This window comes from Janthinobacterium sp. GMG2, from assembly GCF_033949445.1.
In the GTDB taxonomy this organism is placed as follows: Bacteria; Pseudomonadota; Gammaproteobacteria; order Burkholderiales; family Burkholderiaceae_D; genus Janthinobacterium; species Janthinobacterium aestuarii.
Window position 1 is genome coordinate 380,342 of sequence record NZ_JAXAWA010000003.1, and the last position, 21,962, is coordinate 402,303.

The window sequence follows — 21,962 nt, forward strand, 5'->3', positions numbered from 1 at the left end:
TTCCCACCATTGCTGCGGCAGCGAATTTGTAGATTGCGAAGAATACATGGGTATCAAAGTCAAAAGTATCGGCCTGATCGGTCTGGGCGTACTGGCCGGCATCGGCATGTCGCTGCAGTTCCCGGCCGTGGCGCAGAAGATCACGAATGCCCCGCTGCCGCTCGACGAGCTGCGCCAGTTGTCCGACGTCTTCGGCCTGATCAAGTCCGATTACGTCGAGAAGGTGGAAGACAAGAAACTCTTGACGGAAGCCATTTCCGGCATGGTCTCGTCGCTGGACCCGCACTCCGTCTATCTCGATAAAAATGCCTTCAAGGAAATGCGCGAAAGCGTGCAGGGCAAGTTTGTCGGCATCGGCATCGAAGTGAGCATGGAAGACGGCTACGTGAAAGTCGTCTCGCCCATCGAGGACAGCCCCGCCGCCAAGGCAGGCATCCAGGCGGGCGACCTGATCACCCGTCTCGACAACATTCCGCTGAAAGGCTTGCAGCTGGAAGAAGTCATCAAGAAGATGCGCGGCCAGCCCGGCAGCAAGCTGGTGCTGACGATGTCGCGCAAGGGCGAAAGCAAGCCGCTGGTCTTCCCCATCGTGCGCGAGGAAATCCGCGTGCAAAGCGTGAAGGCCAAGATGGTCGCGCCCGGCTATGCCTGGCTGCGCATCGCCCAGTTCCAGGAACCGACCGTCGACGACATGGTCAAAAAGATCAACGCGCTGTATGCGCAAGACCCCAAGCTCAAGGGCCTGGTGCTGGACTTGCGCAACGATCCCGGCGGTGTCGTGCCGGGCGCCATCGGCGTGGCGACAGCATTTTTGCCCGGCAATTCCGTGATTGTCTCGACCAAGGGCCAGCTGCCCGAGTCGAAACAGGTGTTTTACGGCCGCCGCGAGTTCTATGCGCCGCCGGGCGCCAAGGCCGATCCACTGGCCAAGCTGCCGGCCGCGCTGAAAACCGTGCCGCTGGTGGTGCTGGTCAATGCCGGCTCCGCGTCCGCCTCGGAAATCGTCGCCGGCGCCCTGCAGGATTACCAGCGCGCCACCGTCATCGGCACGCAGACGTTCGGCAAGGGTTCCGTGCAAACCTTGCGCCAGATCACGGCCGACACGGCCGTCAAGCTGACGACGGCCCGCTACTACACGCCGAAAGGCCGGGCCATCCAGGCGCGCGGCATCGTGCCCGACTTGCTGGTCGATGAAACGGCCGAGGGCGATGGCTGGAACAGCCTGCGCGTGCGCGAGGCGGACCTGGAAAAACACTTGAGCAGCAACGATGGCAAGCCGGAAGCGGCCAAGCCGACGATGGAAGGCATGCAGGATCAATTGGAAGAAGAGCAGCGCCTGATCGCCACGGCGAAAAAGCGCAAGCCGCTCGAATACGGCGCCAAGGACGATTTCCAGCTGCAGCAAGCCTTGAACCATTTCCAGGGCTTGCCGGTGCAGCTGGCCAAGGTGGACGCCAAGGTTGAAAAGATCGGCGCCAAGCCGGAAATCGCTTCCGACATCAAGGCCGATGACAAGAAGATTCCGGTGCGGAAGCCTTGATGCTTAACCCAATGCAAGTGCCGGGGTCGGACCCTGAGGGTCCGACCCCAGGGTGTGATCTGGGATTGCAGTAGACGTAAAACCATGAACGACAATCAATTGCTGCGCTACTCGCGCCACATCCTGCTTGATCAGATCGGCATCGAAGGCCAGCAAGCCTTGCTCGATGCGCATGTGCTGGTGATCGGCGCGGGCGGGCTCGGCTCGCCTGCGGCCATGTATCTGGCTGCCAGCGGCGTCGGTAAGCTGACCCTGGTCGATGACGACACGGTCGACCTGACCAATCTGCAGCGCCAGATCGCCCACACGACCGCCCGCGTGGGCCAGCCGAAAGTGCTGTCGGCGCGCGAAACCCTGACCGGCATCAATCCCGAGATTGAAATAGTGGCCTTGCAGGAGCGCCTCGACGGCGCGCGCCTGGCCGAACTGGTCTTGTCATCCACGGTGGTGCTCGACTGCACGGACAACTTCGCTACGCGCCACGCCGTCAACCGCGCCTGCGTTACGGCCAGGGTGCCGCTGGTGTCGGGCGCCGTGATCCGTTTCGACGGGCAAGTGAGCGTGTTCGACCCGCGCACGGGCACTCAGCCCTGCTATTCCTGCCTGTTTCCGCAGGAGCAGCAGTTCACGGACGAGGCGTGCTCGACCATGGGCGTGTTCGCGCCTTTGGTCGGCGTGGTGGGCGCCATGCAGGCGGCCGAGGCGCTGAAACTGATCATGGGCACGGGCGAATCGCTGGCCGGACGGCTGCTGCTGCTCGACGGTTTGCACATGGAATGGAGCAGCATGCGCGTCGCGCGCGACCCCGGCTGCGCCGTTTGCGGCAAAGTGGTCTTGCCGGCCTGACAGCCCCCGCAGAAATTTTTCCCTATATGACAGGCTTTGTCATATTTCCGCTTTATACTCTGCTCTCATTACTCACCTTCTTCTCTCTTTCTTATGCAAAACGCAGCAAACCATCCGATACGCCAGCGCCGCGCGCGCGGCTTCACTTTGATCGAAATCATGGTCGTGGTGGTGATCATGGGCATCCTCGCGTCGCTGGTGGTGCCCAAGCTGATCGCCCGCACGGGCGAGTCGAAAGTGGCGGCGGCGAAAGTCGACATCGCCACCGTGATGCAAGCGTTGAAACTGTATCGCCTCGATAACCAGCGCTACCCGACCACCGAGCAGGGCTTGCAGGCGCTGATCGAAAAACCGACCACGGGACCGGCCGCGAATGGCTGGAAAGCGGGCGGCTACCTGGAAAAGATGCCGAAGGATCCATGGGGCAACCCGTACCAGTTCCTGTCGCCGGGCGTGAAAGGCGAAGTCGACCTGATCTCGCTGGGCGCCGACGGCCAGCCCGGCGGTAGCGGCGACGACGCCGATATCGGTTCCTGGGAACTGTAAGTTTTCCATTGCATGCCAGCCATGAGCACCGGCCGCGCACTGCCCCGGCCACGCGCCAGCGGCTTCACGCTGATCGAGCTGCTGGTGGTGATGGTCATCATCGGCGTCACCCTGGGCCTGGTCTCGCTGAACGCCATGCCGAATGGCCAGCAGGCGCTGCAAAAGGAAGCCGAGCGCATCGCCCTGCTGCTGCAGCTGGCGCGCGATGAAGCCATCGTGCGCAGCCGGCAGGTGGCGTTCGAGGCGGACGAAAATCAATACCGTTTCCTGGTTCTCAATGAAAAGCTGTGGCAACCGGTGACGCAGGACGATTTGCTGCGCGAGCGGGCGTTTGCCAACACGCCCATGCTGCTCAGCGTGCAGCCATCGAACAGCGTGGCCCAGCCGCTGCGCATCATCTTCGGCCGTGAACCGGTCGACAAGCCTTTCGTGCTGACCCTGGCCAGCGGCGAGCGCAGCGTGGCCATCCGCGCCGACGGCATCGGCCACTTCACGGTCGAGCAATGATGCGGTTCTCATTGCGCCGCCGCCAGCGCGGTTTCACTTTGCTGGAAGTCCTGGTCGCCCTCGTCATCGTCGGCACGGCCCTGGGCGCCTCCTTGCGCGCCGTCGGCAGCCTGACGCAGAACAGCGACGGCTTGCGCAGCGCCATGATGGCCACCTGGTCGGCGGAAAACCACCTGGTGCGCCTGCGCCTGGCAAAAACCTTCCCGCAGACGGGCAAGCGCACGGTCGACTGCCCGCAGGGCGATCTGAAACTGATCTGTGAAGAGGAAGTGGTGGCCACGCCGAATCCCCGCATCCGGCAAGTGCGCGTCAACGTGTACGACGTGCAATATCCGGCCCGGCGCATCGTGCGCCTGGTGTTATTGGCGTTCAACGACTGATGGCGCGCCGCACTGTCCCTGCCGGCGGTTTTACCCTGATCGAGCTGCTCGTGGCGATCGGTATCCTGGCCATGGTCGCCGTGCTGGGCTGGCGCGGTCTGGACAGCATCATGCGCTCGCGCGAAGTGCTGACCAGCCAGCTCGAACAGGCACGCGGCATGCAGCTGGCGTTTGCCCAGATGCAGAGCGATTGCGACCACCTGGCCGGCGCCGGCCAGAACGCCAGCCTGCTCAATGGTCGCACCAATCTGACAGCCGAGACCGACCGCCTGACGCTGGTGCGCCTGGCCGCGTCGGAACAGGAGCCGCAGCAGTTGCAAGTGGTCACTTACCGCCTGCGCGGCGGCGTGCTGACGCGGCGCGAGTCGAACGGCACGCGCGATCTGGCCGTGCTCGACACCCTGTGGCAGGCGGCGCGCGACGATACCGATACCTCGAGCGCCGACGTGGCCCTGATGCGCGGCGTCGACAGCATGGTCATGCGCGGCTGGAGCAATGGCGCCTGGAACGTGCTGACGGCGGGCGCCGCCATTTCCACGCAAGTGCCGGGCCTGGAAGTGACCTTGCAGATGCCGGGCCAGGACGCGGGCCTGTCCAAGGTCTTTTTATTGGGGCCGGGATGAGGACTTTTACACGTCCCTCGCGCCAGCGCGGCGTGGCCGTCATCACGGCCTTGCTGCTGACGGCGCTGGCGATTACCGTCGTTGCCAGCCTGTTCTGGCAGCAGCAGGTGCAGGTGCGTTCGATGGAAAACCAGCGTTTGCGCCTGCAGACGCAGTGGGCCATGCGCGGCATGGTCGACTTTGCCCGTTTCTGGCTGCGCCAGGATAATGTCACGCTGACGGCGCTTGACGGCGTCTGGGCCACGCCCATCGAGGAAGCGCGGCTTGACGATTATGTGGACCGCGAAAAGGTCGACACGGAAAAATTCGACGCCACCGTCTCGGGCCGCGCGCTCGATGCGCAGGCGCGTTTCAATATCACCAACCTGGCCGCCGCCACGGGGATTGTCAGCCAGCCCAACGTGCAGGCCTACCAGCGGCTGCTGTCCAACTTGCAGCTCGATAGTTCCCTGGCGCAGGCGACGGCCGATGCCGTGCTGCGCGCGCGGCCGAAACCGCGCACTGCCGACAGCGGCGCCGACGGCAAGACGCCCTCCGCCACGCCCGCATCGGGCGGCAGCAGCGAACCGGTGGCGTTCACGCAGGTCGAGGATTTGCTGGCCGTGCCCGGCTATACGCCGCAGATGATCGAGAAACTGCGCGACTTCATCATCGTGCTGCCGAAACCGACCGCGGTGAACGTGAATACGGCCCCGGCCGAGGTGCTGTCGGCCGTCACCGACATGTCCGTGTCCGAGGCCAGCGCGCTTACCTTGAGCAACCCGCGTAAAAAGTTTGTCGATAGATCAAATTTCCAGAATAATATCAACGGCAAGAAACCGATCGACGGCGTGGAGATCGATGTGAAAAGTCAGTACTTCCTCACCGTGATCCGCGTGCGCCTGGACCGCGCCGCGCTCGATGCGCAGGCACTGGTGTGGCGCGAGCCGAATCCGCAGCGCACCACCAGCCTGGTCTGGTTGCGGGAAAATTAACAGCTGAAAGCGAGTCACTTTGACAATATTGTATATCCGTCACCCGGCCAAGGCGTCCACCGACAGCGCGCCCGCCTGCTCCTTCGTGCTGGCCGGCGACGGCGGCGCCCTGCTGCAGCAGGGCAGCGCGCCGCTGGGCAGCCTGGGCCAGCTGATCGCCGGAGCGCAGCGGGTGGTGCTGCTGCTGGCGGCGGCCGACGTGACCCTGCTGCGCCCGAAAACCCCGCCGCTGGCCGGCGCCCGCTTGCGCGCGGCCCTGCCGGGCCTGGTGGAAGAACACATCCTTGGCGACGCCCAGGATTGCCTGCTGGCCGCCGGCGCGCCCGACGCGTCCGGCATGCGCACGGTGGCCGTGGCGCAGCGCGCCTGGGCCGAGGTACTCGTGAAAGCCTTGCTGGCGCAGGGCGCGCGCAAGGTGGCGCTGCTGCCATCGCAGCTGTGCCTGCCCTTGCAGCCGGGCAGCGTGACGGCCGCCCTGCAGGCTAGCGGCGACGGCCTGGAACTGGCCTTGCGCCAGGCGCCGCAAGAGGGCCTGGGCCTCGTATTGCCGGCCCAGCCGCAGCAGGCGCTGCTGACGACGCGCGCGTTTGCCGGCGACGTGCCGCTGACGGTCTATGTGGCGCAGGCCGAGCTGGCGCAGTATCAACAGCTGGCCGCCGGCATGGATGGAGTGACGGTGGAGCTGGATCACTGGGCGCACTGGATCGCCGGCGCCAAAAATGCGGGGCTGGACCTGGCCGGCGCCCTGGGCACGGCGACGGGGGCGGCGGCCGACTGGCGCCGCTGGCGCTGGCCCATCCGCCTGGCGCTGCTGACGGTGGTCGTCAACCTGGCGGGCATGAATATCGAATGGATGCGGCTGAAGCGCGAGGCCGCCACCGTGCGCACCTCGATGCAGCAAACCTTCAAGGCCGCGTATCCGAACGAAGTGCCCGTGTATGGGCTGGAAGCGGAGCAGATGCGGCGCAATATCGCCGCCGCCCGCCTGCAAAGCGGGCAAGCCAGCATGGATGATTTCACGAGCATGAGCGCGGCCCTGGGCGAGGCGCTGGGCGGCCTGGCCGGGCGCGGCGTGGTGGCGTCGCTGGAATACCGCGAGCGCAGCCTGATCGTCAAGCTGAAACCGGACATGGTCGATGCCAGCGCCCAGGCGCAGGTGCGCGACGGCCTGGCCGCGCGCAAGCTGGCCTTGAATGAAACGGCGCCGGGCGTGTGGAAGATCACGCCGGCCACGGGAGCAAAAGCATGAGTGCAGCATTGAACAAGGTCCGCGCCGCGCTGACTGGCCAGGAACAGAACCTGCAGGCGTTCTGGACGGAGCGTACGCAGCAGGAGCGCAAGCTGCTGGCCATCGGCGGCGTGGTGGCGGGGCTGGCTCTCGTCTACGCGGTGTTTTTCGAGCCCGCCTGGACGGGCCGCATCGCCTTGCAAAAGAGCTTGCCCGAGCTGCGCCAGAACGCGGCCCAATTGCAGGCGCTGGCCCGTGAAGCGGGCGAGCTGGCGCGCCAGGCACCCGTGCAGGTGGCTCCCATGGCCCGTGAAAGCCTCGACGCTTCGCTGAAAGCGCGCGGCCTGGCGCCGCAATCGCTGTCGCTGACGGGAGAGTACGCGCGCGTGCAATTGACCGGTGTGCCGTTCGCCAGCGTCATGCTGTGGCTCGATGGCTTGCGCCGCGAAGGCCGCGTGGCCGTGCAGGAAGCGAAGATCACGGCGCAGGGCAAGGCGGGCTTGGTCGACGCCAGCCTGACCCTGCACCAGAGCCCGGGCGCGGCACGATGATGCGCTTGCTTGGCTGGCTGCTGGCCATCATCGTCAGCGTCTGCGTCACCCTGCTGGTGTTTTTCCCGGCCAGCTGGGTCGCTGGCATCGTGGAAAAGCAGACGGGCGGACGTTTGACCTTGGGCGACGCGCAAGGTACCCTGTGGCGCGGCTCGGCCTTTATCGGCGGGGCGGCCAGCGCGAATGGCGCCGTGACGCCGCTGCTGCCGGGGCGTTTCAGCTGGCGTATTTCGCCCTCGGTGCTGTGGGGATCGGCGGACGTGGAACTGCAGAACCCGCAGGCGTTGTCGCAGCCAGTGAACCTGCGCGGCTCGTGGTCGCACTGGCAAGTGAGCCCGGCGGCCCTGCTGCTGCCGGCCGATGGCCTCGGCGGCCTGGGCGCACCATTGAATACCGTGGCGCCGACGGGCAGCATGCGCCTGTCGTGGAGCACCTTGCAGCTGGCCCTGGAGCAGCGGCAGTTTTCCGCCGTCGGCCGCACCACCTTGCAGATGACGGACATGGCGTCGCGCCTGTCGTCCTTGCGTCCGCTGGGCAGCTACGAGCTCGATTTCGATTGGCAGGGGCAGCAGGCGACATTGACACTGCGCTCCATCAAGGGACCGCTGCTGCTTGACGGCAGCGGCAGCCTGCAACAGGGGCGCATGCAGTTTTCCGGCCAGGCCCAGGCCGCAGCAGGATATGAAGAGACCTTGGCGAGTTTGTTGAATTTGCTGGGACAGCGCCGTAGCAATAGCGAAAAAAACATCATCGCCTTAGAGTTCAGACAATGAAAAAACCATCCGTGAGCCCCATTACCTCCTCCTTCTCGCTGCGCCGCCTGTCGGCCGCCGCCTTGCTGTGCTGTTCCGTGGCCGGCATGCCGGCACCCGTCTGGGCCGCGCCCGGCGATGAAGCGGCGCTCAATTTCGTCGGCGCCGACATCGAATCGGTGATCAAGGCGGTGGGCCATTACACCAACATCAATTTCGTCATCGACCCGCGCGTCAAGGGCACGATCACCTTGGTGTCGGAAAAGTCGATCAGCAAGACGCAGGCGTTCGGGCTGCTGGCCTCCGCGCTGCGCCTGCAAGGCTATGCGGTGGTCTCCGGCGACGGCTATGCGAAAGTGGTGCCGGAAGCGGACGCCAAGCTGCAATCCGTGCCGACCCAGGTGGGCAATGGCGCCAGCCAGGTGAAGGGCGACCAGATCGCCACCCAGGTGTTTTACCTGAACTACGAATCGTCGGCCAACCTGCTGGCCGTGCTGCGCCCCTTGATCTCGCCGAACAACACGATCAACGCCAACCCGGGCAACAACTCGCTGGTGATCACCGATTACGCGGATAACCTCAAGCGCCTGGCGAAGATCATCGCCGCGCTCGACGTGCCCGCATCGACGGACCTGGACGTCATCCCAGTGCGCTATGCGATCGCGTCCGACCTGGCCTCGATGGTGAACAAGTTGATGGAAGGCGGCAATGCGGGCGGCGCCGCAGGGGCCGACGCGGGCAAGGTGTCCGTGCTGGCCGACCCGCGCACCAATTCGCTGGTGCTGCGCGCGCCCTCGGCGGCGCGCGCCAACCTGGCCAAGTCGCTGATCTCGAAGCTGGACCAGCCCACCACGCAGCTGGGCAACGTGCACGTGGTGTACCTGAAAAACGCGGACGCCACCAAGCTGGCGCAGACCCTGCGCTCGGTGGTGACATCGGACGGCACGGCCGCGTCGGCGCAGCAAGGCAATACCAGCAACGCCGCCACGAATAACCAGATCAACCAGAACAACAGCGGCATGAACAGCACTGGCCTGGGCGGCAATACGCAAAGCGGCACCACGGGCGGCGCTTCGCTGAACAACGGCCCACAGCAGCTGTCGTCGGGCGGCGCGGCTGGCTTCATCCAGGCCGACGCATCGACGAACACCCTGATCCTGACCTGCAACGAAGCCGTCTACCGCAACCTGCGCGCCGTGATCGACCAGCTCGACGTGCGCCGTGCCCAGGTCTACATCGAGGCGCTGATCGTCGAAGTGACGTCGTCCAAGGCCTCGGAATTCGGCGTGCAGTGGCTGGGCCTGTCCGGCGACAGCGGCAGCAACTACCGCGTGGGCGCGCTGCAATCGTTCGCTTCGGGCACCAGCAACAACATCGCCGCCATCGCCACGGGCGGCGGCAAGGTCTTGCCGACGGGCGGCCTGACGGTCGGCATCTTCAAGCAGATCAACGGCGCGCTGGGCCTGGGCGCCGTGGCGCATGCGCTGGAATCGGACGGCAATGCCAACATCCTGTCGACGCCGAACCTGATCACCCTGGACAATGAACTGGCGACCATCAAGGTGGGCCAGAACGTGCCTATCCTGACGGGCCAGTACACGAGCACGGCCGGCACCAACACGAATCCGTTCCAGACCATCGACCGCAAGGAAGTGGGCCTGACCCTGAAGGTGCGTCCGCAGATTTCCGAGGGCGGCACGATCAAGCTGGGCATCTATCACGAGACGTCGAGCGTGGACAAATCCACGGCGGCCGCCGTCAGCGGCATCACCATCAACAACCGCGTGATCGAAAACAATGTGCTGGCCGACGATGGCCAGATCATCGTGCTCGGCGGCCTGATCGAGGATAGCACGGGCGACAATGCGGAAAAAGTACGCGGCCTGGGCGACATCCCCCTGATCGGCAACCTGTTCAAGTACCAGACGCGCGAGCGCAAGAAAACCAATCTGATGATCTTCCTGCGCCCCGTCATCGTGCGCAACAAGGAGCAGAGCGGCAGTCTGGCGGCCGACCGCTACGACTACATGCGTTCGGCCGAGACGGCCGCCGTGCCGGCCACGGGCAACCTGATGCTGAAAGACCTGGGCACGCCGGTACTGCCGGCCCTGCAGGATGGCCAGCCCGTGGGTGGCAGCATGGTGACGCGTCCCGTGCCGCCGGCACCGACGCCGCCGCCAGGCGCGCCGGCCAACGCGGCTACGCCGCCGCAGCCGCTGCTGCAGCAATACCAGCAGCAGCAATTGCCGCAACAGCAGAAGTGATGGGGCAGTCATGAGCAATCTGCTTCCCTACGCCTACGCGCGCGATTTCGGCTTGCTGGCGCGGCCCGGCGGCATCGACGGCGCCCCCGTCGAAGTGCTGGTGGCCGCATCGACGGCGCCGGCGGCCATTGCCGAAGTGTCGCGCCGTTTCGGCCAGATCCAGCTGACGGTCTTGCCGCGCGGCGAACTCGATGCGGCCATTGCCGGCGCCTACGCGGGCGGCGGCGGCGACGCGTCGCAGATGGCCGATGAATTCGACGCCGACCTCGATCTGACCAAGCTGCTGCAGGACGTGCCGGCCATCGAGGACTTGCTTGAATCGTCCGACGACGCGCCCGTCATCCGCATGATCAACGCGCTGCTCACGCAGGCGCTGCGCGAAGGCGCGTCCGACATCCATATCGAGCCGTTCGAGCAGACGTCCGTCGTGCGTTTCCGCATCGATGGCAGCCTGCGCGACGTCGTGCGCCCCCGTAAAGCCATCCACGGCTCGCTGATTTCGCGCATCAAGATCATGGCGCAGCTCGACATCGCCGAAAAACGCTTGCCGCAGGATGGCCGCATCACCTTGCGCGTGGGCGGCAAACCCGTCGACGTGCGCGTCTCGACCCTGCCCACGGGGCATGGCGAACGGGCCGTATTGCGTTTGCTGGACAAGGAGGCGGGCCGCCTCGACTTGCAGCACCTGGGCATGAGCGCGCCCATGCTGGCGCAGTTCGATGGCCTGATCACGCAGCCGCACGGCATCGTGCTCGTCACGGGCCCCACCGGCTCGGGCAAGACGACGACCTTATATGCAGCGCTGTCGATGCTCAACGCCACCACCACGAATATCCTGACGGTGGAAGACCCGATCGAGTACGACCTCGCCGGCGTGGGCCAGACGCAGGTCAACCCGCGCATCGACATGACCTTTGCCAAGGCGCTGCGGGCGATTCTGCGGCAAGATCCGGACGTGATCATGATCGGCGAGATCCGCGACCTGGAAACGGCGCAGATCGCCGTGCAGGCATCGTTGACGGGCCACTTGGTGCTGGCGACCCTGCACACGAACGACGCTTCGGCGGCCGTCACGCGCTTGCTCGACATGGGCATCGAGCCGTTCCTGCTCTCGTCGTCCCTGCTGGGCGTGCTGGCGCAGCGCCTGGTGCGCAAATTGTGCGGCTCGTGCAAGACCTTCGACGGCCAGTACTGGCAGGCGGTCGGCTGCGAGCATTGCGGCCAGACGGGCTACCAGGGCCGCGTGGGCGTGTACGAACTGCTGCGCACGACGGAGCAGATCCGCGCGCAGATCCACAACCGCGCGTCGGAAGCGGAAGTGCGCACGGTGGCCCTGCAGGACGGCATGCTGAGCATGCGCGACGACGGCGAACGCTGGCTGCGCGACGGCACCACCACGCAGGCTGAATTGCTGCGCGTGACCAAAGACTAGGCCCGCCACCATGCCCGCATTCCGCTATGAAGCCGTCGACGCGCAGGGCGCTACCCGCAAGGGCGTGCTCAATGCCGACAGTCCCCGTTCCGCGCGCGCCGAGCTGCGCGTGCAAGGCCTGGTGCCGCTGGCCGTCGAGCCGATCGCCGCGCAGGTCGACGCCGCCGGCGTGACCAAGCGGCGCGGCTTCGGCGAGCGCCTGTCCAGCACCGAGCTGGCCCTGTTTACACGCCAGCTGGCCAGTTTGCTCGAAGCGGGCCTGCCGCTGGAGCAGGCGTTTTCCGCGCTGCTGGAACAGGCCGAGCGGCCGTATCTGCGCGACCTGATCGCCTCGATCCGTTCGGAAGTGATCGGCGGCGCCGCGTTTTCCGACGTGCTGGCGCGCCATCCGCGCGATTTCGCCGAGATCTATCGGGCGCTGGTGGCGTCGGGCGAGCAGATCGGCCATTTGTCACGCGTGCTCTCGCGCCTGGCCGACTATATCGAGCGGCGCAATGCGCTGGTGCAGAAGGTCAAGCTGGCCTTTACGTATCCGGCCATCGTCACCGTGGTGGCGTTTTCCATCGTGATCTTCCTGCTCACCTACGTGGTGCCGCAGATCGTTTCCGTGTTCGCCAATACCAAGCAGAAGCTGCCCATGCTCACCGTGATCATGCTGGCGCTGTCGGACTTCGTGCGCAACTATGGCCTTATCGTGGCCGTGATCCTGGCCGGCGCCTGGTTCGCCTGGCGCCGCGCGCTGCAGCAGCCAGCCCTGAAACGGCGCTGGCATACCTGGCTGCTGACGGCGCCCCTGTACGGCAAGTTCGAACGCAGCCTGAATACGGCGCGTTTTGCCAGCACCCTGGCCATCACCACGGGGTCCGGCGTGCCGATTTTGCGCGCGCTCGACACGAGCCGCGACACGCTCACCAACGTGGCGATGCAGGAACTGGTGCAGGAGGCCAGCGGCGCCGTGCGCGAGGGCGTCAGCCTGGCGCGCGCGCTGTCGGCGCAAAAGCATTTTCCACCGATGCTGATCCACATGATACGCGCGGGTGAAATCACGGGCGAGCTGCCGGCCATGCTGGAACGCGCCGCCAGCGCGCAGGAGCAGGACCTGGAACGCCGCACGCTCACCATCGCCGGCCTGCTGGAGCCGGCCCTGATCCTGGCCATGGGCGTGGTGGTGCTGCTGATCGTGCTGGCCGTGCTGATGCCGATTATCGAAATCAATCAGCTCGTCAGATAAGAAACCCAAGGAAGCCATGAAGCGTTTGCCTCAATTTACAAGTTTGCTCGCCGTCGTGGCGCTGTCCGTCTCGCTGGCCTATTGGGCCATGCAGCTGTTCAAGGCGCCGCAGCGCCCCATCAATCCGCCGGCCGTACCGGTGGTACAGGATGCCAGTGTGGAGGCGGGCGCCTCGCTGTTCGGCGGCCAGGTCAGCGTGGCCACGGCCAGCAATTACCAGCTCAAGGGCGTGGTCGCCGCCGGCAATGGCCGCGGTAGCGTGGCCATCATCTCGACCGATGGCAAGCCGTCCGTGGCCTTGCCGGAAGGCGCCGAGGTGGTGCCCGGCGTGACGGTGCTGGAAGTGCATGCGCGCCACGTGCTGCTGCGCGATGGCGGCGTGAGCAAGCGCATCGACCTGGTGGCCGACGACAAGGCGCTGGCCTTGCCGGGGCCCGTGTCCGCCACCCCAACACCTGCACCGGCCCCGGCGCCGGCATCGAATCTGGTGCCGCCGCCGCTGCCGATGGAGCAGCAGCGTCCGGCCACCGTCATGCCGGCCGCGCCGCAGGTGACCACCACCAGCACGCCGCCGTCGAATTAACGCCGTTCTTATCGTATTTTGCCGATGGCGCCGTGCCGCCATCGCGACTGGAGTCTTCATGTTCTCGATCCGTGCCGTCCTGGCGGGCTGCGTGGCGGCGCTGTGCGCCTTGCCGCAAGCCGGCGCCGCAGCCGACGTTCCCGCCGTCACGCCTTCCCCCGTTTCCACCGTGGCCATTCCTGCCTCCGCGCCGGCGCGCCCGCGCATCGCCCTCGTGCTGTCGGGCGGCGGCGCGCGCGGCCTCGCGCATATCGGCGTCTTGAAAGTGCTGCAGGAGCTGCATGTGCCGATCGACATGGTGGTTGGCACCAGCATGGGTGGCGTGGTGGGCGGCGCTTATGCGGCCGGCGCTTCCGTGGCAGACCTGGAAAAAATGGCGCGCGAGACCAACTGGGCGCGCGTGGTGGCCGACCGGCCGCCGCGCGACGAACTGGCGTTCCGCCGCCGCGAGGAAGATTTGCTGCTGCCGTCGCGCATCGAGTTTGGCGCCAGCCGCAACGGCATTTCCACGCCGCCGGCGGCAGCCAGCAATGCGGCGCTGGAAATGGCCTTGAACCGCCTGCTGCCGGCCGGCATGCGCGACCGCCCGGCCAGCCAGCTGCCCTTGCCCTTCCGCTCGGTGGCGTCGGACCTGGTCAATGGCGAACTGGTGGAACTGGTCGACACGCCGCTGTTCCTGTCGATGCGCGCCTCGCTGGCCGTGCCGGGCGTCTTCGCGCCCGTGCGCGTGAATAACCGGCTGGTGGTCGATGGAGGCCTGGTGCGCAACCTGCCCGTCGACATGGCGCGCGCCATGGGCGCCGACGTCATCATCGCCGTCAACGTGGGCACGCCGCTGGCGCCGGAAAAAGAGCTGGGCAGCGCCATCGGCGTGGCGCAGCAGATGCTGCAGATCCTCACGGAGCAGAACGTGCAGCGCTCGCTCAAGGAGCTGCAATCGCAGGATATCCTCGTGGCGCCCGACCTGACGGGTGTCAGTTTCCTCGACTTTGAAAACTATGCGCGCGCCATGCGCGCCGGCGAACAGGCGGCGCAAGCCTTGGCCGCCCGCCTGGCGCCGCTGGCCCTGCCGCCGGAGCAGTATGCGGCGCGCGAGCAGCTGCGCCTGGCGGCGCCGGCCCTGCTGGATGTGGCCCTGCCGCTCACGCGCCTGGCCGTGGAGAGCGAAGGCGATATCAATCCGCGCATCCTGCAGGCCCAATCGGGCTTGGTGGAAGGGCAGCCGGTCAGCCAGGAAGATGTGCTCAAGGCGGCCGCCAGGCTGTATGGCCGTGGCGACGTGGCGCGCGTGGAGACGGAAGTGGTCGACGCGGGCGACCAGCGCACGGTCAACATCAAGGCGGTCGAAGCGCCATGGGCCAGCAACCGGCTGCGCGTGGGCCTGGAAATGGCCAGCGATTTCAGGGACAGCAATACCTTTGCCCTGAAGCTGCTGCACGTGCGCTCGAACCTGAACAGCTGGGGCGGAGAATTGCGCAGCATGGCGCAGATCGGCAATGAACGCGGTTATGGCGTGCAGTTCTGGCAGCCGCTTGGGGCCGGCAACCCGTGGTATATCGCGCCGGAACTGCAGTACAGCTCGTCGGCGATGGATTTGTTCGACAAGGGCCGGCGCAGCTCCCGTGTGACATATAACGGCCAGACGGCGGCGCTGGTACTGGGACGCCAGTTCGGTACCTGGGGCGATCTGCGGTTTGGCGTCACGCGCACGGAGGTCAAGGGCAAGCTGGCGATTCCGGCCGACCCTACGCTGCCGGAATCGCGCGCATTGGGCACCACGCAGTTTGTGCAGCTCCGCGTCGATACGCTCGATTCACCGGGTTTCCCCACGCGCGGCATGCTGGTGGACGCCACCTGGACGCGCGATTCGAGCACGGGTTCGGGCGAAGCGGCCCTGGGCCGCTCTTCCATCACCGGCATGCAGGCTTTTAGCCGCGGCAACTGGGCCGGCCACGTGTATGGCGAATGGGCGCGCGCGCAGCGCGGCGAGGCGCCGCTCAGCCTGGGCGGCTTCCTGCGCCTGTCCGGCACGCAGTTCGAGTCGGTGACGGGGCGCAGCGTAGCCCTGGCGCGCTTCGTGATGGCGCGCCGCATCGGTTCCCTGCCCAGCACCCTGGGCGGCGCCGTGCGGGCCGGCTTTTCGCTGGAGATGGGCGGCGGCTTCGATCAGAGCGAGCGCTGGAAATCCACCAAGTTCACGCAAGCCGGCAGCGCCTTCATTTCCGTCGATACGCGCTTCGGTCCCGTGTACGTGGCCTCGGGCGCATCGAAGGGCGGCGAGAGCACGTTTTATCTGTTCCTGGGACCGGTCTGGTAGGGCGCCACCGGGGCGGTGGATGCCGTACTGCGGCGCAGGGCCGTGAAGGCGGCAAATTCCCATGAGCGAAAGCCCAGCAGCAGGGTAAAGCCATCGCGCTCGGCGGGTGCCAGGCGCCGGTCGTTCTGGTGCAACCGCGCCAGTTCCTCGGCCAGCTGGCGGATCTTCTGCACCAGCTCCTGCGCGCTCGACAGCGACAGGCGCGCCGGGATGCACATCAGGGTTTCGCCGGCGCCGTCGAAATGTCCGCTGAAATAATCGGCCACCACGTGTTCGCGGAAGTACTGCTGCACCGGGCCGTCGGCCAGCCAGTGGAAGGCGTTCGAGACGCGCAGGCTGTAGCGGTTCAGCGGCTTGAGTTCGATCAATCCCAGTCGGTCCAGTTCGGCCAGGCAGCCGATGCATTCGGCCTGCGTCAGCGCATACGTTTCCACCACCTGCTCCAGGCTCCAGTGACCGAGGCAGCAGATCGCCACCAGCAGCAGGCGCGGATGCGCCACCAGCGATTTTTCCTGCACCAGGGTGAGCGTGTCGGCATGCGGCGTGATGTCGGCCGCGCCGCGCAGCACGTCTTCCATGGCAATGCCCGAGGCCTTGCAGATCAGGGCCAGGCGCGACAGCGACATGTCGTGCTGGCCAAACATGCGCTTGACGCTCGACTCGCTCATGCCGATGCGTTCGGCCAATACCTTGTACGTGATGCCGGCGGCGCGCAGTTGGGTGCGCAGCACGCGCAAAACCAGTTCAGGTGAACTCACGGGATATCCTTTTTTACAAGTTTGGTAGCGGGTAACGGTACCGAATGTAGCCGTTAATGGCACTTTGCACAAGGTGATAGTACTTTTTGGCAAAAGCGATGACACTCCCGCTTGTGGCTCGCGCAGCGCGCTACAACCAGGCAATCCATCCACTTGTAGAGGTTATCCATGTTCCCATCTTTCCGTTTCCCCGCAGCGCTGCTGGCGCTGGCCACCATCGCTCCCTTGCACGCCAACGCAGCCGAAGCTGCACCGGGCCCCATCTATGCGGGCGCCAGCTATGGCTTTCGCGCCAGTAGCGGCCTCGATTGCATCGCCGGACAAAGCGATTGCGACAAAAGCAGCAAGCGCAATGGCAAGGCCTACGTGGGTTACAGTTTCGACGCGCTGCCGTTTCAGGGCGGCGTGGCCGTGCCTTCGATTGAACTGGTGGGGTACATGGGGGGCGAGGTCAAGTCCGGCTTCGACACGGACGCCGGCAAGCGCGCTGGCCGCGGCAAGTTCACGGGCCTCGGCATGCAGGGCGTGCTCGGTTACCAGTTTGACGCGTTTACACTGAGCGGCCGCGCCGGTGCGGCCTACACGCAGGGCAAGGTCGATTATCTGAGCGGCGGTTCGGACAAGAAGAGCAAGATCGGCCTGACCTACGGCATCGGCGCGGCGTATGCGCTGAACAAGAATTGGTCGCTGCACCTCGACTGGGACCGTGTGCCCGTCAAGTACAACACCAAGCAAACGACCAAGGTCGACATGTTTTCGCTGGGCGCGTCCTACCGTTTCTAAGGGGATGATGCCGCGGCAGAGAGTGGCCTGATGGCGGACGCCCTGTAAAAAGGGGTGTCCGCGGGCGGCCTATTTGTCCGTTTCTACTTTCAACAGCAGTTTCGCCAGCAGGCGTTTTTCCTGCTGGCGCTGGCCTGATACGGTTTTCACGTGCGCTCCGGCGGCGCGCTGCAGGGCTGCAGTGGCGACCGGGTTGCGCGGTTTTTGCGAGGGTTCGACGCGGAACTGCATTTTCTGCCGCGTCGCCAATGCCTTGTTTGCCATCGGTTTCCCCCCTCTTTCTTACAGCACGTAGCGCGACAGGTCCTCGTTGACCGACAGCGCTTCCAGGCGTTCATTGACGTACGCGGCATCGATCACAAGCAGGTTTTCCGAACTGCTGCTGCCTTCGCTGGCCGTAAACGACACTTCTTCCAGCAGCTTTTCCATCACCGTGTGCAGGCGGCGCGCGCCGATGTTTTCCGTGCGCTCGTTAACCGAATAGGCGATTTCCGCCAGGCGCGTGATGCCTTCCGGCGCGAACTGCAGTTTCAGGTTTTCCGTCGCCAGCAAGGCTTCATACTGCATCGTCAGGCAGGCGTCGGTGCTCGTCAAGATGCGCTCGAAGTCCGAGATCGACAGCGATTCCAGCTCCACGCGGATGGGGAAGCGCCCTTGCAGTTCCGGGATCAGGTCCGACGGCTTCGACAGGTGGAACGCGCCCGAAGCGATGAACAGGATATGGTCCGTGCGTATCATGCCGTACTTGGTGTTGACGGTCGTGCCTTCGACCAGCGGCAGCAGGTCGCGCTGCACGCCCGCGCGCGAAACGTCGGCGCCGCCGGACTCCGAGCGCGAGGCGATCTTGTCGATTTCATCGAGGAAGACGATGCCGTTCTGCTCGACGTTCTGGATGGCCTTCTGTTTCAGCTCATCTTCGTTGAGCAGCTTGGCCGCTTCTTCCTCGACCAGCAGTTTCAAGGCTTCCTTGATCTTGACCTTGCGCGCCTTCTTGCGCTGCGCGCCCACGCCCGAGAACATGGACTTGATCTGTTCCGTCATTTCTTCCATGCCCGGCGGCGCCATGATTTCCATCTGCGGGCCCGCCTCGGCCAGTTCGATCTCGATTTCCTTGTCATCGAGCTCGCCCTGGCGCAAGCGCTTGCGGAAGGTCTGGCGCGTGCTGTCGCCGCTGCCCGTGTCCACGGCCGCGGCCGTATTCGGCGTGAAGCCGAAGTCGCGCGCCGGCGGTACGAGGATGTCGATCACGCGGTCTTCGGCCGCATCTTCGGCGCGTGCGCGCACCTTCTTCATTTCCAGCGCGCGCGTCTGCTTGATGCCGATGTCGATCAGGTCGCGGATGATGGTGTCGACGTCGCGGCCCACATAACCGACTTCGGTAAACTTGGTCGCTTCGATCTTGATGAACGGCGCCTCGGCCAGCTTGGCCAGGCGGCGCGCGATTTCCGTCTTGCCGACGCCCGTAGGACCGATCATGAGGATATTTTTTGGCGTGATTTCATGTCGCAGGGGCTCGGCCACCTGCTGGCGGCGCCAGCGGTTGCGCAGGGCGATGGCGACGGCGCGCTTGGCCTTGGCCTGGCCCACCACGTGCTTGTCGAGTTCAGTGACGATTTCCGACGGGGTCATGTTCATGATCATAATTGGCTTTCTGTCTTCTTTGCGTAGAGTTCCCGAAAAACGTTCAGGGCAAGGCGCGTGGCCGCAGGCAGTACGTTTTTGTACGCCCAGGCCATGCAACGCAGCCATGGGCGTTTTCTCGGGGACTCTTAGTCTAGGGTTTCGATGATGTGGGACATGTTGGTGTAGATGCACAGCTCGGCGGCGATGGTCAGCGATTTCCTGACCACGTCGGCCGGCGACAAGTCCGTGTTTTCCTGCAGCGCCTTGGCGGCGGACTGGGCGTAGGTGCCGCCCGAGCCGATGGCGCCGATGCCGTCTTCCGGTTCCAGCACGTCGCCATTGCCCGTGATGACCAGGGTCGATTCGCTGTCGGCTACCAGCAGCATCGCTTCCAGGCGGCGCAGCACGCGGTCGGTGCGCCAGTCCTTGGCCAGTTCGACGGAGGCGCGCAGCAGATTGCCCTGGTGTTTTTCCAGCTTGCCTTCAAAACGGTCGAGCAAGGTAAAAGCGTCGGCGGTGCCGCCGGCAAAGCCGACCAGGACTTTGCCCTGATACAACTTACGCACTTTGCGGGCCGTGCCCTTCATGACGATGTTGCCGAGCGTTACCTGGCCGTCGCCGCCCAGGGCGACTTGCTTGCCGCGCCGGACGCAGAGGATGGTGGTGCCGTGAAATTGTTCCATAGTGACCTCAAAAGATTCGTGCCGATGCGTGCAAGGCCATGCGATTGCCCGCCCATGCTTCAAAAGTGGGGATGGAAAAGGCAATTGCAAGCGGCACTTGCCGCTGCCGTGCTTGCTTCAGTGTAGTCGGCGCGGGACGAAAAAAAAGCACGCAACCGGGGTTGTGTGCTTTTTTTATCGCCATCGCGGGGCCGCCGGGGCGGCCGCGCAAGGGGAGGGACGATCAGTCGCCGTAGAGTTTTTGCTTCAGTTCGCGCCGTTGCTGGGCTTCCAGCGACAGGGTAGCGGTCGGACGGGCGATCAGGCGCGGGATGCCGATAGGCTCGCCCGTTTCTTCGCACCAGCCATAGTCGCCGGCGTCGATGCTGGCGATCGATTGCTGTACTTTCTTCAGCAATTTGCGCTCGCGGTCGCGCGTGCGCAGTTCCAGCGCATGCTCTTCCTCGATCGTGGCGCGGTCGGCAGGGTCCGGTACGAGCACGGTTTCACGCAAGTGTTCCGTGGTTTCGCCGGCGTTTTTCAGCAGGTCTTTTTCGAGCTGCTGCAGGCGCGCCTTGAAGAATGCCAGTTGTGCCGGATTCATGTAGTCATCTTCGCTCATGGCGCGAATTTGATCTTCGCTGATGAGAGGGATGTCTTGGTTGGCGGCCGGGGTCGATTTATTAGTTTTGGTCATAACTTCGCTTACCTTCGATACGACAGAGTTTTCAAATTGATCAGTTGATGCGGCGATACCGAGCAACTGTACAGGTTCCGCTTGGCATTGCTGTCCCGCTGTACTGCGTGCGACCTTGGCTTGCCGGCGTAAGCCAGGATTACCGGCCGGCTAAGGTGCCATGTTGATAACTTTTTACCGCTCTATGCCAGTCGCGCTATGCGCGCGTCAACAGGCGTGTTGGGTGGATCGGTTGCATGCCTGGCATGCGGCCAGCGGCAGTTTGCCAGCATTTCATGACAGGCTAACGACATGGGCCGTTTTCGTCGCTGATTTTGGCACGCTTTGCTTTATATTGCCATCCCGATTTGTTGACTAGCCGATCAGAGACGGCTACTTGTTGGTTTATACCAGCAAGATGGGTGTCGGACAGCGGGAAAGCGTGCTTAACTTTCCCTTTTGTTTCTGCTTTGCAACGGATACTTTGCAAAACCCGGCTAGTTTATACCAAACATTGTTCGAGTCCGCGAATAAAAATGTCTTTTGGTAGATTTTTGCCAATAAACACCATTTTGCTGCCACGCACTTCGTTTTCGCCCCATTTGGCGCCCAGGTCGCTGCCCATCAGCTGGTGCACGCCCTGGAAGACCACCTTGCGCTCGGCGCCCTGCATCAGCAGTACGCCCTTGTAGCGCAGCATGCGCGGGCCATACACTTGTACCAGGCCGCCGAGGAACTCGTCGAGCTTGGCGCTGTCGAACGGTTGCGTGCTCTTGAAAACAAAGGCGGCGATATCGTCGCTGTGCTGCGCGTGGTGGTGGTCGGCATGGCCGCAATCGGTGGCGCAGGCTTCGGTGTGCTCATGTGCGTGCTTGTGCTCATGACCGTGCTCGTGCTCGTGTGCATGGTCGTGATCGTGCACGTGCGCCGTTTCCGTGGCCAGGAAATCCGGGTCCAGTTCCAGCTTTTCATTCAGGTTGAAACCGCGGATGTCGAGCACTTCGGCCAGCGGCGCGCGGCCGAAATCGACCTTGGCGATCGGTGCGCGGGGATTGATGCGCTTCAGGCGGCGCGTCAGGGCGGCGACGTCGTCTTCACTGACGAGGTCGGTTTTCGACAGCAGCAGCTTGTCGGCAAAGCCCACTTGCCGCTGGGCTTCCTCATATTCATCGAGTTGCTTCATTGCATGGCGGGCATCGACCACCGTGATGATGGCGTCGAGCATGTAGTGGCTGCCCACTTCCTCGTCGACAAAGAAGGTTTGCGCCACGGGGCCGGGATTGGCCAGGCCCGTCGTTTCGATGACGACGCGATCGAATGCCAGCAGGCCGGCGTCGCGCTTGCGCGCCAGTTCCGTCAAGCCCACGATCAGGTCGCCGCGTACGGTGCAGCAGATGCAGCCGTTGTTCATCTCGATGATGTGTTCGTTGCTATCCTGCACCAGGATTTCATTGTCGATGTTTTCCTGGCCAAACTCGTTTTCGATCACGGCGATGCGCATGCCATGGTCTTCCTGCAGTATGCGGTTGAGCAAGGTGGTTTTGCCTGCGCCCAGGAAGCCGGTGAGGATGGTGGTTGGAATCAGTGCCATGAAGATGCCTATGCTGTAATCGGTGGTGCCGCCGCGCAAGCGGAAGAATGCGGACGATTATGCCGGAATTTTGCAAAAGCTTGCAAATGCGCGCC

General features: G+C 64.6%; 22 protein-coding genes. 16 read left to right on the top strand and 6 right to left on the bottom strand.

Translation table 11 applies throughout. The features are described 5' to 3' along the window. Positions 1 to 46 precede the first annotated feature (46 nt). The 15 genes from SKZ59_RS13820 to SKZ59_RS13890 all read left to right on the top strand — a co-directional run bounded on the left by SKZ59_RS13820 (position 47) and on the right by SKZ59_RS13890 (position 15,774). Positions 47 to 1,540 carry a S41 family peptidase gene (locus SKZ59_RS13820; RefSeq protein WP_034753035.1) on the top strand — a complete coding sequence of 498 codons (1,494 nt, stop codon included), beginning with the start codon at positions 47 to 49 and terminating at the stop codon, positions 1,538 to 1,540. 84 nt (positions 1,541 to 1,624) lie between these two features. Next, the gene (locus tag SKZ59_RS13825; protein ID WP_319992088.1) at positions 1,625 to 2,386 is read left to right on the top strand and encodes a molybdopterin-synthase adenylyltransferase MoeB; all 762 of its coding nucleotides are present in this window, start codon (positions 1,625 to 1,627) and stop codon (positions 2,384 to 2,386) included. A gap of 93 nt (positions 2,387 to 2,479) precedes the next feature. Further along, positions 2,480 to 2,932, top strand: coding sequence for a type II secretion system major pseudopilin GspG (gene gspG, locus SKZ59_RS13830; RefSeq protein ID WP_058051125.1), 453 nt, complete (start codon positions 2,480 to 2,482; stop codon positions 2,930 to 2,932). Positions 2,933 to 2,944: 12 nt separating this feature from the next. Continuing rightward, positions 2,945 to 3,439: a GspH/FimT family pseudopilin gene (locus SKZ59_RS13835; RefSeq protein ID WP_152254116.1), complete on the top strand. Its 495-nt coding sequence runs from the start codon at positions 2,945 to 2,947 to the stop codon at positions 3,437 to 3,439. Then, positions 3,436 to 3,819 (top strand): type II secretion system minor pseudopilin GspI, encoded by a 384-nt coding sequence (gene gspI, locus SKZ59_RS13840; protein ID WP_034753043.1) that lies wholly within the window; start codon positions 3,436 to 3,438, stop codon positions 3,817 to 3,819. Before SKZ59_RS13835 ends, gspI begins: the two co-directional genes overlap by 4 nt. Beyond that, positions 3,819 to 4,442: a type II secretion system protein J gene (locus SKZ59_RS13845; RefSeq protein ID WP_070304516.1), complete on the top strand. Its 624-nt coding sequence runs from the start codon at positions 3,819 to 3,821 to the stop codon at positions 4,440 to 4,442. The genes gspI and SKZ59_RS13845 overlap by 1 nt, the downstream gene beginning before the upstream one ends. After that, the gene (gene gspK / locus SKZ59_RS13850; protein WP_034753048.1) at positions 4,439 to 5,416 is read left to right on the top strand and encodes a type II secretion system minor pseudopilin GspK; all 978 of its coding nucleotides are present in this window, start codon (positions 4,439 to 4,441) and stop codon (positions 5,414 to 5,416) included. Before SKZ59_RS13845 ends, gspK begins: the two co-directional genes overlap by 4 nt. 19 nt (positions 5,417 to 5,435) lie before the next feature. Continuing rightward, positions 5,436 to 6,665, top strand: coding sequence for a type II secretion system protein GspL (gspL, locus tag SKZ59_RS13855; RefSeq protein ID WP_319992089.1), 1,230 nt, complete (start codon positions 5,436 to 5,438; stop codon positions 6,663 to 6,665). Then, complete coding sequence (gene gspM / locus SKZ59_RS13860; RefSeq protein ID WP_034753050.1) at positions 6,662 to 7,195, top strand: type II secretion system protein GspM; 534 nt, start codon at positions 6,662 to 6,664, stop codon at positions 7,193 to 7,195. The genes gspL and gspM overlap by 4 nt, the downstream gene beginning before the upstream one ends. Then, positions 7,192 to 7,968, top strand: coding sequence for a type II secretion system protein N (locus SKZ59_RS13865; protein WP_034753051.1), 777 nt, complete (start codon positions 7,192 to 7,194; stop codon positions 7,966 to 7,968). Before gspM ends, SKZ59_RS13865 begins: the two co-directional genes overlap by 4 nt. After that, positions 7,965 to 10,211 carry a type II secretion system secretin GspD gene (gspD, locus tag SKZ59_RS13870; RefSeq protein WP_034753053.1) on the top strand — a complete coding sequence of 749 codons (2,247 nt, stop codon included), beginning with the start codon at positions 7,965 to 7,967 and terminating at the stop codon, positions 10,209 to 10,211. The genes SKZ59_RS13865 and gspD overlap by 4 nt, the downstream gene beginning before the upstream one ends. A gap of 10 nt (positions 10,212 to 10,221) precedes the next feature. After that, positions 10,222 to 11,643 (top strand): type II secretion system ATPase GspE, encoded by a 1,422-nt coding sequence (gspE, locus tag SKZ59_RS13875; RefSeq protein ID WP_319992090.1) that lies wholly within the window; start codon positions 10,222 to 10,224, stop codon positions 11,641 to 11,643. A 10-nt stretch (positions 11,644 to 11,653) separates the two neighbouring features. Then, positions 11,654 to 12,874, top strand: coding sequence for a type II secretion system inner membrane protein GspF (gene gspF / locus SKZ59_RS13880; RefSeq protein WP_034753056.1), 1,221 nt, complete (start codon positions 11,654 to 11,656; stop codon positions 12,872 to 12,874). A 16-nt stretch (positions 12,875 to 12,890) separates the two neighbouring features. Further along, positions 12,891 to 13,457 carry a type II secretion system protein N gene (locus tag SKZ59_RS13885; RefSeq protein ID WP_080698615.1) on the top strand — a complete coding sequence of 189 codons (567 nt, stop codon included), beginning with the start codon at positions 12,891 to 12,893 and terminating at the stop codon, positions 13,455 to 13,457. Between the two features lie 58 nt (positions 13,458 to 13,515). After that, positions 13,516 to 15,774 (top strand): patatin-like phospholipase family protein, encoded by a 2,259-nt coding sequence (locus tag SKZ59_RS13890; RefSeq protein ID WP_319992091.1) that lies wholly within the window; start codon positions 13,516 to 13,518, stop codon positions 15,772 to 15,774. Here SKZ59_RS13890 and SKZ59_RS13895 read toward each other — a convergent pair. After that, positions 15,747 to 16,532 carry a helix-turn-helix transcriptional regulator gene (locus SKZ59_RS13895; protein WP_319992092.1) on the bottom strand — a complete coding sequence of 262 codons (786 nt, stop codon included), beginning with the start codon at positions 16,530 to 16,532 and terminating at the stop codon, positions 15,747 to 15,749. The genes SKZ59_RS13890 and SKZ59_RS13895 overlap by 28 nt on opposite strands. A gap of 168 nt (positions 16,533 to 16,700) precedes the next feature. On the opposite strand from SKZ59_RS13895, the gene SKZ59_RS13900 reads away from it, so the two are divergent. Beyond that, positions 16,701 to 17,315 (top strand): porin family protein, encoded by a 615-nt coding sequence (locus SKZ59_RS13900; RefSeq protein WP_319992093.1) that lies wholly within the window; start codon positions 16,701 to 16,703, stop codon positions 17,313 to 17,315. Between the two features lie 69 nt (positions 17,316 to 17,384). Here SKZ59_RS13900 and SKZ59_RS13905 read toward each other — a convergent pair whose 3' ends face one another. The 5 genes from SKZ59_RS13905 to SKZ59_RS13925 form a co-directional block, all read right to left on the bottom strand. Then, entirely contained in the window at positions 17,385 to 17,579 is a 195-nt protein-coding gene (locus SKZ59_RS13905) for a hypothetical protein (RefSeq protein WP_034753063.1), read from the bottom strand. Between the two features lie 18 nt (positions 17,580 to 17,597). Beyond that, positions 17,598 to 18,950 carry an ATP-dependent protease ATPase subunit HslU gene (gene hslU / locus SKZ59_RS13910; RefSeq protein WP_034753607.1) on the bottom strand — a complete coding sequence of 451 codons (1,353 nt, stop codon included), beginning with the start codon at positions 18,948 to 18,950 and terminating at the stop codon, positions 17,598 to 17,600. Positions 18,951 to 19,084: 134 nt separating this feature from the next. After that, entirely contained in the window at positions 19,085 to 19,621 is a 537-nt protein-coding gene (hslV, locus tag SKZ59_RS13915; protein ID WP_034783551.1) for an ATP-dependent protease subunit HslV, read from the bottom strand. Between the two features lie 223 nt (positions 19,622 to 19,844). Continuing rightward, entirely contained in the window at positions 19,845 to 20,297 is a 453-nt protein-coding gene (gene dksA, locus SKZ59_RS13920; protein ID WP_034753066.1) for an RNA polymerase-binding protein DksA, read from the bottom strand. Positions 20,298 to 20,778: 481 nt separating this feature from the next. After that, on the bottom strand, positions 20,779 to 21,867 hold the full coding sequence (locus tag SKZ59_RS13925; protein WP_319992094.1) for a GTP-binding protein: 1,089 nt from the start codon (positions 21,865 to 21,867) through the stop codon (positions 20,779 to 20,781). Positions 21,868 to 21,962: the final 95 nt, after the last annotated feature.